Origin of the sequence: Streptomyces sp. 2114.4, from assembly GCF_900187385.1 — a bacterium.
Lineage (GTDB): Bacteria > Actinomycetota > Actinomycetes > Streptomycetales > Streptomycetaceae > Streptomyces > Streptomyces mooreae.
Genome location: NZ_FYEY01000001.1, coordinates 3,442,894 through 3,456,633, shown reverse-complemented (window position 1 = coordinate 3,456,633; position 13,740 = coordinate 3,442,894). Strand labels below are relative to the sequence as shown.

The following is a 13,740-nucleotide window of genomic DNA, read 5'->3' as shown; positions in this document are numbered from 1 at the left end:
AGATACTGACCCCGGTACCTGATACGGCCGGGGCAGACATCAAGGAGATACACCATGCCGAAGCCCGCCAAGGGTGCCCGTCTGGGCGGCAGCGCTGCGCACGAGCGTCTGATGCTGCGCAACCTGGCCACCTCGCTCTTCGAGCACGGCCGCATCACGACGACCGAGGCCAAGGCCCGTCGTCTGCGTCCGTACGCGGAGCGTCTGGTGACCAAGGCGAAGAAGGGCGACCTTCACAACCGCCGTCAGGTCATGCAGCTGATCTCGGACAAGAGCGTCGTGCACACGCTCTTCACGGAGATCGCCCCGCGGTTCGAGAACCGCCCGGGTGGCTACACCCGTATCACCAAGATCGGTAACCGCCGTGGCGACAACGCGCCCATGGCCGTCATCGAGCTGGTGGAGGCGCTGACCGTGGCCCAGCAGGCCACCGGTGAGGCCGAGGCCGCGACGAAGCGTGCGGCCAAGGACGCGGAGGCGGCCCCGGCTGCCGAGGCGACCGAGGAGTCGAAGGACGCCTGAGTCCTGACCGACGTGTGAGCGGGTCCGCCCTTCGGGGCGGGCCCGCTTTCGCATGCGCGGGCGGGCCGTGGTGGGGGGCGGTCCGCGGTGCCCGAGGCGTGGTGTTCGGGGGAGGGGCCCGTGCGGAACGGCTGCCCGTGGCGTGAGGGAGGATTGCTGTCGTGAGTGACGAAGTGGAGCCCGGGTTCGTCCGGGTGCGGATGGACCTTTCCTACGACGGAAAGGACTTCTCCGGGTGGGCGAAGCAGGCCGGTGGCCGGCGGACCGTGCAGGGGGAGATCGAGGACGCGCTGCGGACCGTGACCCGGTCCGGACAGACGTATGAGCTCACCGTGGCCGGGCGGACGGATGCGGGGGTGCATGCGCGGGGCCAGGTGGCGCATGTGGACCTGCCGGCGGAGGTGTGGGCCGAGCACGCGGACAAGCTGCTGCGGCGGCTGGCCGGGCGGCTGCCCAAGGACGTGCGGGTGTGGCGGCTGGCCGAGGCGCCGTACGGGTTCAATGCGCGGTTCTCGGCGATCTGGCGGCGTTATGCGTACCGGGTGACCGATCACCACGGGGGCGTGGATCCGCTGCTGCGCGGCCATGTGCTGTGGCACGACTGGGAGCTGGACGTCGAGGCGATGAACGAGGCCTCGCGGCCGCTGCTGGGGGAGCACGACTTCGCGGCGTACTGCAAGCGGCGGGAGGGCGCGACGACGATCCGCACGCTGCAGGAGCTGAGCTGGTCGCGCGGGGCGGACGGGATCATCACGGCGACCGTGCGGGCGGACGCCTTCTGCCACAACATGGTGCGGTCGCTGGTGGGGGCGATGCTGTTCGTCGGCGACGGGCACCGGCCGGTGGAGTGGCCGGGGAAGGTGCTGGCCGCCGGCGTACGGGACTCCGCCGTCCATGTCGTACGGCCGCACGGGCTGACGCTGGAGGAGGTCGGCTATCCGGCCGACGAACTGCTGATGGCGCGCAACCAGGAGGCGCGGAACAAGCGGACGCTGCCCGGGGGCGGCGGGGGCGGCTGCTGCTGAGCGGTGGCCCGTGGGGCCTTGCGGTGCCTAGTGGAGCATGCGGTGGCGCCGCCGGGAAGGGCGGCGCCACCGGAAGCGGTCAGGACTTGCCGGCCTTCTTCTGGGCGTCCTTGAGCTGCTGTTCGGCAGCCTTGGCGGCCTGGTCCTTGCCGCGCTGGGTGATCTGGCTGAACGCGTAGGCGCCGCCGTCCCGGGCGATCTGGCGGGCCTTGGTCTCCGCGGCGGTGACGTCCTTGCCGTTGAGGTAGCCGGCGATCGTGAAGTAGGCGTAGCGGCCGGTGGCGTTGGTCGCCATCCGGCACTTCGTGCCCTGGCAGAAGTCCGAGGGGACGCCGCCGCCGGGGAGCGGCATGAGGTTGGCCTTGTTCTCGTTCATGACCTTGGCGGCCCGGTCGGGGGAGTCGAAGACCGCGATGCCGAGGGTGACCGCGACGCCGCCCTTGGCGTAGGTGGCGCGCAGCAGCTGCTTGCAGCCGTTGTGGGACAGCGAGGAGACCAGCGGCCCCTGGGCGGCGGCGGTGCAGTCCTTGGTGGTGGCGGTCTTGGTGCGCGGGTAGGTGTGCGCGCCGACGACCATGCTTTTCTGCGCGAAGAGGGTGGCCGGGGTGAGCGGCGCCTTGTCCTTCTTCGGGTCGGAGATGTAGTCCCGCGGGTTGGGCGGGGGCGGCACGGAGACGTCGGGGAAGGACGGCTGGTCGTCCGGCGCCGCGGCCTGGTCGGACGCCGTGGGCGACGCCGTCGGGTTGCCGCCCGGTGAGCCGCTGCCGCCGGATATGACGGCGAAGGTGACGATGCCGGCCACCGCGAGGGCCGCCAGCGCTCCGCCGCCGATCCACAGCCGGCGTTTGCGGCGGGCCTGTGCCTCACTCTCCTCGGCGAGTGCACCCCAGTCCGGAGTGGACGACGAAGAACCCCCGGGGCCGTCGAACGGCCCCCCTTGCCCAAAGCTCATGCCGCGCATCCTAATGGGGTTGGTGGAACGCCCGGAGGCCGGTCACAATCCCGCTCATGGGACATCTTGAGGCCGGACATCTGGAGTACTACCTGCCGGACGGGAGGGTCCTGCTGGGAGACGTGTCCTTCCGGGTGGGGGAGGGCGCGTCGGTGGCGCTGGTGGGGGCCAACGGCGCCGGGAAGACGACGCTGCTGCGGCTGATCGCGGGGGAGCTCCAGCCGCACGGCGGGGCGGTGACGGTCAGCGGCGGGCTGGGCGTGATGCCGCAGTTCGTGGGCTCCGTACGGGACGAGCGCACGGTGCGTGACCTGCTGGTCTCCGTGGCGCAGCCGCGGATCAGGGCGGCGGCAGCGGCGGTGGACGCCGCCGAGCTGGCGATGATGAGTGCCGAGGGCGACGACGAGGCCGCGCAGATGGCCTATGCCCAGGCGCTCAGCGACTGGGCCGAGGCGCGCGGCTACGAGGCCGAGACGGCCTGGGACATCTGCACGACGGCGGCCCTGGGGATGCCGTACGAGAAGGCGCAGTGGCGGCAGGTGCGCACGCTGTCCGGGGGCGAGCAGAAGCGGCTGGTGCTGGAGTCGCTGCTGCGCGGCACGGACGAGGTGCTGCTGCTGGACGAGCCGGACAACTATCTGGACGTCCCCGGCAAGCGCTGGCTGGAGGAACAGCTCCGGCAGACCCGTAAGACGGTGCTGTTCGTCTCGCACGACAGGGAGCTGCTGGCGCGGGCCGCGGAGAAGATCGTCAGCGTCGAGCCGGGCCCCGCGGGCTCCGACGTCTGGGTGCACGGCGGCGGCTTCGACACCTACCACGCGGCGCGCAAGGAGCGCTTCGCCCGCTTCGAGGAGCTGCGGCGGCGCTGGGACGAGAAGCATGCGCAGCTCAAGAAGCTGGTGGTCTCGCTGCGCCAGGCGGCCTCGGTCAGCCATGAGCTGGCCTCGCGCTATGCGGCGGCGCAGACCCGGCTGAAGAAGTTCGAGGAGGCCGGGCCGCCGCCGGAGCCGCCGCGCGAGCAGGACATCACCATGCGGCTGCGCGGCGGACGCACCGGGGTACGGGCGCTCACCTGCGAGGGGCTGGAGCTGACCGGCCTCATGAAGCCGTTCTCCCTGGAGATCTTCTACGGCGAGCGGGTCGCGGTCCTCGGCTCCAACGGGTCGGGCAAGTCCCACTTCCTGCGGCTGCTGGCCGGGGACGAGCAGAACCCCGTTCCGCACACCGGCAGCTGGAAGCTGGGCGCCCGGGTGGTCCCGGGGCACTTCGCGCAGACGCATGCCCACCCCGAACTGATGGGCCGCACCCTGCTCGACATCCTGTGGACCGAGCACGCCAAGAACAAGGGGCAGGCCATGTCGGCGCTGCGCCGCTACGAGCTGGAGCAGCAGGCCGAGCAGCGCTTCGAACGGCTCTCCGGCGGCCAGCAGGCGCGCTTCCAGATCCTGTTGCTGGAGCTGTCCGGCACGACCGCGCTGCTGCTCGACGAGCCGACGGACAACCTGGACCTGGAGTCGGCCGAGGCGCTGCAGGAGGGGCTGGAGGCGTACGAGGGGACGGTGGTGGCGGTGACCCACGACCGGTGGTTCGCGCGGTCCTTCGACCGGTTCCTGGTGTTCGGCTCGGACGGGCTGGTACGGGAGACGGCGGAGCCGGTGTGGGACGAGCGGCGGGTGGTGCGCGAGCGGTAGGCCTGGCCGGTGGCGCTGCCGGGGTGCCGGGGTGCCGGGGCCGGCGGCGGGGCGTGGGGCGGCTGCTACGCACGGTGACTGGAGCGTGTGGTGGCGGCCGGTGTCGCGCGCCGGTCCGGGGGCGTTTTGACCCCACCGGGGCCGGGCCGGTATTCTGCCTTTTCGTTATGCGTATTGGCTTGCTCTATCTCACGTGAGGGGGCCCTTACGCGGTCCACCGGGCCGATGACCAGCGACGGACGATCGGGTTGCGTCACCCGTAGCGCCGCTCCTGCTGGTGTGATCGGCAGCGGTGACCAGTACAGGACCCGTCCCCGAGGCCCAGGCCCTGGGGATATCCCACCTCTGAAGAAGCGAAGGCTAACCGTGCGTACGTTCAGCCCCAAGCCCGGCGATGTCCAGCGCCAGTGGCACATCATTGACGCGCAGGACGTTGTCCTCGGCCGTCTGGCCACCCAGGCCGCGTCCCTCCTGCGGGGTAAGCACAAGCCCGTCTACGCGCCGCACGTTGACATGGGTGACTTCGTCATCATCGTCAACGCCGACAAGGTGCACCTGTCCGGCAACAAGCGGACCCAGAAGATGGCCTACCGCCACTCGGGCTTCCCGGGCGGTCTGCGCTCCGTCCGCTACGACGAGCTGCTCGACAAGAACCCCGAGAAGGCCGTCGAGAAGGCCATCAAGGGCATGCTCCCCAAGAACACCCTCGGCCGTCAGATGCTCTCGAAGCTGAAGGTCTACGCGGGTGCCGAGCACCCGCACGCTGCGCAGCAGCCGGTCCCGTTCGAGATCACCCAGGTCGCGCAGTAGTTCCGGCCACCCCCTAAGACGACAGAGAATTCTGAGGAGCATCGTGGCCGAGACCACTCCCGAGACCGTCATCGAGAACGACGACGCCGTCGAGGAATACACCACTGAGACCGAGGTCGTGGAGTCGGAGTACACCTCCGAGTCCCTCGCCTCCCGCTTCGGCGACCCGCAGCCGGCTGCCGGCCTGGGCCGTCGCAAGAACGCCATTGCCCGCGTCCGGATCGTTCCGGGCACCGGCCAGTGGAAGATCAACGGTCGCACCCTTGAGGGCTACTTCCCCAACAAGGTGCACCAGCAGGAAGTCAACGAGCCCTTCAAGGTGCTCGAGCTCGACAACCGCTACGACGTGGTGGCCCGCATCTCCGGCGGCGGCATCTCCGGCCAGGCCGGTGCGCTGCGCCTGGGCGTGGCCCGTGCGCTGAACGAGGCGGACGTCGACAACAACCGCGGCGCGCTGAAGAAGGCCGGGTTCCTCAAGCGTGACGACCGTGCGGTCGAGCGCAAGAAGGCCGGTCTGAAGAAGGCCCGTAAGGCGCCGCAGTACAGCAAGCGCTAATCCGCGCTCGCTGCGATATGCAGCACTTGGCGAACGCCCCGGTGGCACGGATCCGTGCTGCCGGGGCGTTCGGCTATCCAGGACCCGGGGCGTATACCTGGACTTAATGCTCTGGTCCAAGCTCATCTACTCGGAGGACACCAGTGGGACGACTCTTCGGCACGGACGGTGTGCGCGGCGTCGCCAATGCGGATCTGACGGCGGAGCTGGCGCTCGGTCTGTCGGTGGCTGCGGCGCATGTACTCGCGGAAGCGGGCACGTTCGAAGGTCACCGGCCGGTGGCGGTGGTCGGCCGCGATCCACGCGCGTCCGGGGAGTTCCTGGAGGCCGCGGTCGTCGCGGGCCTGGCCAGCGCCGGTGTGGACGTGCTGCGGGTGGGGGTGCTCCCGACCCCGGCGGTCGCCTATCTGACCGGCTCGCTCGGTGCGGACCTCGGTGTGATGCTCTCCGCCAGTCACAACCCGATGCCCGACAACGGCATCAAGTTCTTCGCCCGCGGCGGCCACAAGCTCGCCGACGAGCTGGAGGACCGGATCGAGAAGACCTACCGCGCGCACAGCTCCGGTGAGCCCTGGGAGCGGCCGACCGGCGCCGGAGTGGGCCGGGTCACCGTCTATGACGAGGGCTTCGACAACTACGTCGCGCACCTCGTCGGCGTGCTGCCCAACCGCCTGGACGGGCTGAAGATCGTCATCGACGGCGCCCACGGCGCGGCGGCGCGGGTCTCGCCCGAGGCCTTCGCGCGGGCCGGCGCCGAGGTCGTCACGATCGGCACCGACCCCGACGGCCTGAACATCAACGAAGGCTGTGGCTCCACCCACCTCCAGCTGCTGCGGGCGGCCGTCGTCGAGCACGGCGCCGACCTGGGTGTCGCCCACGACGGCGACGCGGACCGCTGCCTGGCCGTGGACCGCGAGGGCAACGAGGTCGACGGCGACCAGATCCTGGCCGTGCTGGCGCTCGGGATGCGCGAGGCGGGAATGCTGCGCAAGAACACCGTCGTCGCCACCGTGATGTCCAACCTGGGCTTCAAGCTGGCCATGGAGCGCGAGGGCATCGACCTCGTCCAGACCGCGGTCGGCGACCGCTACGTCCTGGAGGAGATGAAGGCGCACGGCTTCGCGCTGGGCGGCGAGCAGTCCGGGCACGTGATCGTGCTGGACCATGCGACGACCGGCGACGGCACGCTGACCGGCCTGATGCTGGGGGCCCGGGTCGCCGCGACCGGCCGGCCGCTGGCCGACCTGGTGGGCGTCATGGAGCGGCTGCCGCAGATCCTCATCAACGTCCCCGATGTCGACAAGTCGCGGGTGACGACCTCGCCCGAGCTGACCGCGGCGGTCGCCGAGGCGGAGCGGGAGCTGGGCGCCACCGGGCGGGTGCTGCTGCGGCCGTCCGGCACCGAGCCGCTGGTGCGGGTGATGGTGGAGGCCGCGGACATCGAGCAGGCGCGGTCGGTGGCCGAGCGGCTGGCCGACGCGGTCAAGTCGGCGCTGGGCTGAGGCCTGTCCCTGGTATGACGAAGGCCCCGCCCGGTATCGGGCGGGGCTTTTTCGTGGGCGGCCGGACGACCAGGACGTTCCCTAGGGGACCCGTCGCCCGGCGTCCTGCCGGGCCCACAGCAGCTTCTGGGCGGTCAGTGTCAGGGTGCCGGCCAGGACGATGCCCGCCAGGTTCAGCAGCAACTGCTCCATGGAGTGCCAGGCCTGGCCGTACTCCTGGTAGCTGAGCGCCACCGCGGCGTTGGCGGCGGCCGGGACCGTGGTCACGGAGATCGCCACACCGACCAGGGCGCCCGACTTCGCCGACGTCAGCGAGAGCACCCCGGCGATACCGGCGAGCACGGCGACGACGAAGGAGAACCAGTCGGGCCGGTAGATGAAGTGGGTGTTCGGGCGCGCGGCGTCCAGGTCCTCGAGGTGGAAGAGGCCCACCGCGTCCATGAAGAGGCTGAAGCCCACGGTGACCGCCATCGCGACCACGAACCCCACGAGCAGCGCCACCACGGAGCGCCAGGCCAGCCGTGGGGCCCGGCGGACGAGCGCGGTGCAGATTCCGGCCAGCGGTCCGAACTCCGGGCCCACGGCCATCGCACCGACGATCAGGATCGCGTTGTCGAGGACCACACCGCAGGCCGCGATCATCGTGGCGACCGTCAGGAACGCCAGATAGGTCGCGGAGAGCGTGGACTCCTCGTGGGTGGCGTCGGTCAGCGACTCCCACAGCACGGCGTCGGCGCCCTCGCCGGGTGCGTCGTCCGCCGCCCGGTCGGCCCGCCGGGACAGCGACAGATCGATGTTCTCCAGCGCGATGGAACCGGTCCGGTCCAGCTCCTTCGCCCGGAGCCCGGCCACCAGACCGTCGGCGGCCTCCCGTGCGACATCGCACATCACGACATCGCCCTGTGGGTCGCGGGCCGCCCCGCTCAGCACCACCAGATGGGTCACCCCGACGGTCGTCTCCAGCAGCCGGAGCACGTCGTCCGTGTGGTGGGCCGGGACGATCAGGCGTAGATGCAGCACGGCGTGCGTCTCCCTAGAGCTTGCGCAACGACAGCCGCTGCACCTTGTGGTCAGGTCCCTTGCGCAGCACCAGGTTGGCGCGGCCGCGGGTCGGCGCCACGTTCTGCTGCAGGTTGGGCTTGTTGACGGTGCGCCAGATCATCCGGGCGTAGTCGAGGGCTTCGTCCTCGGAGACCTGGGTGTACTTGCGGAAGTACGAGAACGGGTTCTGGAAGGCCGTCTCGCGCAGTTTGCGGAAGCGGCCGAGGTACCACTTCTCGATGTCCTCGGTGCGGGCGTCGACGTAGACGGAGAAGTCGAAGAAGTCGGCGAGCCCGAGGCGGGTGCGGCCGTCCTTGCCGGGCAGCGCCGGCTGCAGGACGTTCAGGCCCTCGACGATGAGGATGTCCGGGCGGTGCACGGTCAGCCGCTCGCCGGGCACGATGTCGTAGATGAGGTGGGAGTAGACGGGCGCGGTGACCTCGGCCTTGCCGGACTTCACGTCCGCGACGAAGCGGGTCAGCGCCCGCCGGTCGTACGACTCGGGGAAACCCTTACGGGACATCAGGCCGCGGCGGTGCAGCTCGGCGTTGGGAAACAGGAAGCCGTCGGTGGTGACCAGTTCGACCCGCGGATGCTCGGGCCAGCGGGCCAGCAGCGCCTGCAGCAGCCGGGCGGTGGTGGACTTCCCGACCGCCACGCTGCCCGCGACCCCGATGACGAACGGGGTGCCGGGCTGGGGGCCGCCGCCCACATCGCCGAGGAAGGTGTTCAGCGCGCCGCGCAGATTGCTGGTGGCGCCGACATAGAGGTTGAGGAGCCGGGACAGCGGGAGGTAGACGTCGCGCACCTCGTCGAGGTCGATGACATCGCCCAGGCCCCGCAGCCGTTCGACCTCGTCGGCCGTCAGGGGCAGGGGGGTCTTCTCCCGCAGGGCGCTCCACTGTGCGCGCGTCAGATCGACGTACGGAGAGCTGTCGGCGCGGCGTCGTTGCTGCGGATCGGTCGTCAGGGGCACGCGCCCATTGTGCGCAGCCGTCACACGCCGCTCCTATCGGGGTGTCCGGCGGGGCACCCGGAGATGAACGGCCGGTGCACCCCGGAGGCCGGTCTTGTGGACATCGGGGCGGGCTTGGGGCTTCTCTGCCCGGGTGTCTGTACCCGAGGGTTTTTGCCCGGTACGGTCGGCAGCGGGGAGAGGCCCGGCTTCGGGCCGAGGACGATTCAGGGGGTGCGTGTGGGAGCGCGTAGGGCCGGCCTGCTGGGACAGTGGCCGTGGGGGAGGACTACCAGCGCGACCGGGGGCCGGGCGGCGGATGCCGCCCCGGACGGCTTCGCCGCGCGGGTGTACGCCGAGCTGGCGGAGGAGCTGCCGGACGAGGACCTGGGGGAAGATTTAGCCGACTTCCTGGAGCGCCACGAGCCGGGCAGCGAGCTCGGGGCGGACGCGGAGGCGGACGAGGAGTTCTGGGAGACGGTGCGGGAGGCGCACGCCCGGATAGCGCGGGGGTTCTGAGGGCGCCCCTCGTTGCCTCGCAGTCGTGTCGTCATCGCGCGGTACTCCAGAACCGGCCGGGGGCCGGCGTGCGTCGGCTCCCTGAAGGCCGGGATTTTCGATCGGTGACTCGCCGGTACCTGCCGCAGCCGGTCGCTCAGGGCCCCGGCGTACCCTGCCCCCATGTGCGGAATCGTGGGTTATGTGGGCGGGCAGAGCGCCCTTGACGTCGTCCTGGCCGGCTTGAAGCGGCTGGAGTACCGCGGCTATGACTCGGCGGGTATCGCCGTGCTGGCCGATGGCGGGCTGGCAGCGGCCAAGAAGGCCGGCAAACTCGCCAATCTGGAGAAGGAGCTGGCCGACCGTCCGTTGCCGGCCGGCTCGACCGGTATCGGGCACACCCGGTGGGCCACCCATGGCGGGCCCACCGACGAGAACGCCCATCCCCATATGGACAACGCCGGCCGGGTCTCCGTCGTGCACAACGGCATCATCGAGAACTTCGCCGGACTGCGCGCGGAACTCACCGACCGCGGACACGAGTTGGCGTCCGAGACGGATACCGAGGTCGTGGCGCATCTGCTGGCCGAGGCCTACTCGTCCTGCGGAGAGCTGGCCGAGGCGATGCGGCAGGTCTGCCGGCAGCTGGAGGGTGCGTTCACGCTGGTCGCGGTGCATGCCGACGAGCCGGACGTGGTGGTCGGGGCGCGCCGTAACTCGCCGCTGGTGGTGGGCGTCGGGGACGGGGAGGCCTTCCTCGCATCGGATGTGGCGGCGTTCATCGCGCACACCCGGGAGGCGATCGAGCTGGGGCAGGACCAGGTGGTGGAGCTGCGCCGGGAAGCGGTGACGATCACCGGGTTCGACGGGGCGCCCGCCGAGGTGCGCGAGTACCACATCGACTGGGACGCCTCGGCCGCCGAGAAGGGCGGCTACGACTACTTCATGCTCAAGGAGATCGCCGAGCAGCCGAAGGCCGTCGCCGACACGCTGCTGGGGCGGATCGACGCCTCGGGCGTGCTGTCCCTGGACGAGGTGCGGATCCCGCCCGCCGTGCTGCGCGAGGTCGACAAGGTCGTCATCGTGGCCTGCGGGACGGCGTACCACGCGGGGATGATCGCCAAGTACGCCATCGAGCACTGGACGCGGATTCCGTGCGAGACGGAGCTGGCGAGCGAATTCCGCTACCGCGACCCGATCCTGGACCGGCGGACGCTGGTCATCGCGATCAGCCAGTCCGGCGAGACCATGGACACCCTGATGGCGCTGCGCCATGCGCGCGAGCAGGGCGCGAAGGTGCTCGCCATCTGCAACACGAACGGCTCGACCATCCCGCGGGAGTCGGACGCGGTGCTGTACACGCACGCCGGGCCCGAGGTCGCGGTGGCGTCGACCAAGGCGTTCCTGACGCAGCTGGTGGCCTGTTACCTGGTGGCGCTGTACGTCGCGCAGGTGCGGGGCACGAAGTGGGGCGACGAGATCCGGGACGTGGTGCGCGAACTGGCGGCCATCGGCACCCAGGTCGAGCAGGTGCTCGGCACGATGGAGCCGGTACGGGAGCTGGCCCGCGGCCTCGCCGACAAGAACACCGTGCTGTTCCTCGGCCGGCATGTGGGCTATCCGGTGGCGCTGGAGGGTGCGCTCAAGCTCAAGGAACTCGCGTATATGCACGCGGAGGGCTTCGCGGCCGGGGAGCTCAAGCACGGGCCGATCGCGTTGATCGAGGACGATGTGCCGGTGGTCGTCGTGGTGCCGTCGCCGCGCGGGCGGTCCGTGCTCCACGACAAGATCGTGTCGAACATCCAGGAGATCCGGGCCCGGGGGGCGCGGACGATCGTGATCGCGGAGGAGGGGGACGAGACGGTGGTGCCCTACGCTGATCACCTCGTGCGGATTCCGCGGACACCGGTGCTGCTGCAGCCGCTGGTCTCCACGATCCCGCTGCAGGTCTTCGCCTGCGAGCTGGCCACCGCCCGCGGCAACGAGGTCGACCAGCCGCGCAACCTCGCCAAGTCGGTGACGGTCGAGTGATCATCGGGGTCGGGATCGATGTCGCCGAGATCGAGCGCTTCGGCGAGGCGCTGGAGCGTACGCCGGAGCTGGCGCAGCGGCTGTTCCTTGGCGAGGAGCTGATACTGCCCAGCGGTGAGCGCCGCGGCATCGCCTCGCTGGCGGCCCGGTTCGCCGCCAAGGAGGCGCTGGCCAAGGCGCTCGGCGCACCGGGCGGACTGCACTGGAGCGACGCCGAGGTGTACGTCGAGGACAGCGGCCGGCCGCGGTTGCGGGTACGGGGCACCGTCGAGGCCCGGGCGAAGGAGCTCGGGGTCCGGTCGTGGCATGTGTCGCTGAGCCATGACGCGGGGGTCGCCTCCGCCGTGGTGATCGCCGAGGGATGAGGACCGCCGCGGCGCGCCCGCCCCCGTGCGTCGGTGGGCGGGCGCCGTCCTTGCGGGAGGGGCCCGTGCGGGCGGCGGACTTTGCGGACAGGTCCTGGGGCCCGCGGGAGAAATGCCGCGTACCCCGTGGGCGAGGGGTGAGACTTGTCGGCATGAGGACTGCCTACAGCGTGGAGACCGTACGGGCCGCGGAGCGAGAGCTCATGGCCCGGTTGCCCGAAGGGGCCCTGATGCAGCGGGCGGCGGCCGGACTGGCCACGGCCTGCGCGGAGTTGCTGGGGCGGGTGTACGGAGCCCGGGTGGTGCTGCTGGTGGGCAGCGGCGACAACGGCGGGGACGCGCTGTACGCCGGCGCCCGGCTGGCGCGCCGGGGGGCCGGGGTGGCGGCGGTGCTGCTCTCGCCCGAAAAGGCGCACCGGGGCGGACTGGCCGCGCTGCGGGCCGCCGGGGGGCGCGTCTCGGCCGACGCCCGGCGGGACATCGCACGGGCCGCGCTGGTCGTGGACGGGATCGTCGGGATCGGCGGACGGGGCGGGCTGCGCCCGGAGGCCGCCCAACTCGCCCGGGACGCATGGGAGTCGGCGCCGGTGGTGGCGGTGGACCTGCCCAGCGGAGTGGACGCGGACAGCGGTGAGGTCGCCGGGGACGCCGTACGGGCCGACGCCACGGTGACCTTCGGCGCGTACAAACCCGGGCTGCTGATCGATCCGGCGCACGAGCGGGCGGGCGCGCTGCGGTTGGTGGACATCGGGCTCACACTGCCGCGGGAGGCCGACATCGAGGCCTTGCAGCACGCGGACGTGGCCGGACTGCTGCCGCGTCCGGCGCCCGAGAGCGACAAGTACCGGCGCGGCGTGGTCGGGGTGGTCGCCGGGTCCGCGCGGTATCCGGGGGCGGCGGTGCTCGCGGTGGCGGGCGCGTTGCGGGGCGGCGCGGGGGCGGTGCGCTATGTCGGGCCGGCCGCCGAGGCGGTGCTGGCGCACTTCCCGGAGACGCTGGTGCACGCCGGGCCGCCGGACAAGGCGGGCCGGGTGCAGTCGTGGGTGATCGGTCCCGGCATCGGCGAGGAGTCGGACGCGCTGGAGGACGTGCTGGCGTCGGAGGTTCCGGTGCTGGTGGACGCGGACGGGCTGCGGTTTCTGACGCCGAGTCGGGTCGCCGAGCGCCCGGCCCCGACCCTGCTGACGCCGCACGCGGGGGAGGCCGCCGCCCTGCTCGGACGCGGGCGCGAGGAGGTCGAGGCAACCCGGCTGGCCTCCGTACGGGAACTGGCGGCGCGGTACGGCGCCACGGTGCTGCTCAAGGGCTCGACGACGCTGGTGGCGGAGGCGGACGGGCCGGTGCGGGTCAATCCCACGGGCAGCAGCTGGCTGGCGACGGCCGGGAGCGGGGATGTGCTGTCGGGGCTGACCGGTTCGCTGCTCGCCGCGGGGCTCACGGCGCGGGACGCGGGATCGGTCGGTGCGTATCTGCACGGGCTGGCGGCCCGCCGGGCGGCCGGGCCGGACGGCGCCCCGATCCTCGCCTCGGAGGTCGCGGACCATCTGGCGGCGGCCTGGCGGGATGTGACGGCCTGACAGCAACAGCAACAGCGACCACAACGGCAACAGCAACAGCAACAGCAACAGCGACGGCCGGCGACGGACGAGACAGCCGGCGGCGGATGACAGGTCGCCCGCGGACGACGGACCGGCGGCGGACGACCGGCCGACGGCACGCAACGGACCGGCGTTACGCCCCGCGGGGGAATGGGGCGGGCACCAGGGCGAACCTGGCGTCCGGCGGGCCGAAC

General features: G+C 71.6%; 13 protein-coding genes. 10 read left to right on the top strand and 3 right to left on the bottom strand.

What is annotated here, in order from left to right; all coding sequences use genetic code 11:
* Window positions 1-54: 54 nt before the first annotated feature.
* Entirely contained in the window at window positions 55-522 is a 468-nt protein-coding gene (gene rplQ / locus CFW40_RS14960) for a 50S ribosomal protein L17 (RefSeq protein ID WP_088798397.1), read from the top strand.
* Between the two features lie 161 nt (window positions 523-683).
* Entirely contained in the window at window positions 684-1,547 is an 864-nt protein-coding gene (gene truA, locus CFW40_RS14955) for a tRNA pseudouridine(38-40) synthase TruA (protein ID WP_088798396.1), read from the top strand.
* 79 nt (window positions 1,548-1,626) lie between these two features.
* Here the strand turns inward: truA and CFW40_RS14950 are convergent, their stop codons facing one another.
* The gene (locus CFW40_RS14950; protein ID WP_088798395.1) at window positions 1,627-2,499 is read right to left on the bottom strand and encodes a hypothetical protein; all 873 of its coding nucleotides are present in this window, start codon (window positions 2,497-2,499) and stop codon (window positions 1,627-1,629) included.
* Between the two features lie 56 nt (window positions 2,500-2,555).
* On the opposite strand from CFW40_RS14950, the gene CFW40_RS14945 reads away from it, so the two are divergent.
* From CFW40_RS14945 to glmM, 4 genes are all read left to right on the top strand, one after another.
* Complete coding sequence (locus CFW40_RS14945) at window positions 2,556-4,190, top strand: ABC-F family ATP-binding cassette domain-containing protein (protein WP_088798394.1); 1,635 nt, start codon at window positions 2,556-2,558, stop codon at window positions 4,188-4,190.
* Window positions 4,191-4,556: 366 nt separating this feature from the next.
* The gene (gene rplM / locus CFW40_RS14940; RefSeq protein ID WP_006604900.1) at window positions 4,557-5,000 is read left to right on the top strand and encodes a 50S ribosomal protein L13; all 444 of its coding nucleotides are present in this window, start codon (window positions 4,557-4,559) and stop codon (window positions 4,998-5,000) included.
* Window positions 5,001-5,043: 43 nt separating this feature from the next.
* The gene (gene rpsI / locus CFW40_RS14935) at window positions 5,044-5,556 is read left to right on the top strand and encodes a 30S ribosomal protein S9 (RefSeq protein WP_018090882.1); all 513 of its coding nucleotides are present in this window, start codon (window positions 5,044-5,046) and stop codon (window positions 5,554-5,556) included.
* Window positions 5,557-5,699: 143 nt separating this feature from the next.
* Window positions 5,700-7,058, top strand: coding sequence for a phosphoglucosamine mutase (gene glmM, locus CFW40_RS14930; protein ID WP_088798393.1), 1,359 nt, complete (start codon window positions 5,700-5,702; stop codon window positions 7,056-7,058).
* A gap of 81 nt (window positions 7,059-7,139) precedes the next feature.
* On the opposite strand, the gene CFW40_RS14925 is transcribed toward glmM, so the two are convergent.
* Both CFW40_RS14925 and coaA read right to left on the bottom strand, forming a co-directional pair.
* Window positions 7,140-8,078, bottom strand: a complete 939-nt coding sequence (locus CFW40_RS14925; RefSeq protein ID WP_088798392.1) for a DUF389 domain-containing protein — start codon at window positions 8,076-8,078, stop codon at window positions 7,140-7,142.
* A gap of 13 nt (window positions 8,079-8,091) precedes the next feature.
* A complete protein-coding gene (coaA, locus tag CFW40_RS14920; RefSeq protein WP_088798391.1) occupies window positions 8,092-9,075 on the bottom strand; it encodes a type I pantothenate kinase in 984 nt (327 codons plus the stop codon).
* A gap of 219 nt (window positions 9,076-9,294) precedes the next feature.
* On the opposite strand from coaA, the gene CFW40_RS14915 reads away from it, so the two are divergent.
* The 4 genes from CFW40_RS14915 (at window position 9,295) to CFW40_RS14900 (ending at window position 13,525) form a co-directional block, all read left to right on the top strand.
* Window positions 9,295-9,573, top strand: coding sequence for a hypothetical protein (locus CFW40_RS14915; RefSeq protein ID WP_256331462.1), 279 nt, complete (start codon window positions 9,295-9,297; stop codon window positions 9,571-9,573).
* 162 nt (window positions 9,574-9,735) lie between these two features.
* A complete protein-coding gene (glmS, locus tag CFW40_RS14910; protein WP_088798390.1) occupies window positions 9,736-11,583 on the top strand; it encodes a glutamine--fructose-6-phosphate transaminase (isomerizing) in 1,848 nt (615 codons plus the stop codon).
* A complete protein-coding gene (locus CFW40_RS14905; RefSeq protein ID WP_088798389.1) occupies window positions 11,580-11,948 on the top strand; it encodes a holo-ACP synthase in 369 nt (122 codons plus the stop codon). The genes glmS and CFW40_RS14905 overlap by 4 nt, the downstream gene beginning before the upstream one ends.
* Window positions 11,949-12,100: 152 nt before the next feature.
* Window positions 12,101-13,525 (top strand): NAD(P)H-hydrate dehydratase, encoded by a 1,425-nt coding sequence (locus CFW40_RS14900; protein WP_088798388.1) that lies wholly within the window; start codon window positions 12,101-12,103, stop codon window positions 13,523-13,525.
* Window positions 13,526-13,740 lie beyond the last annotated feature (215 nt).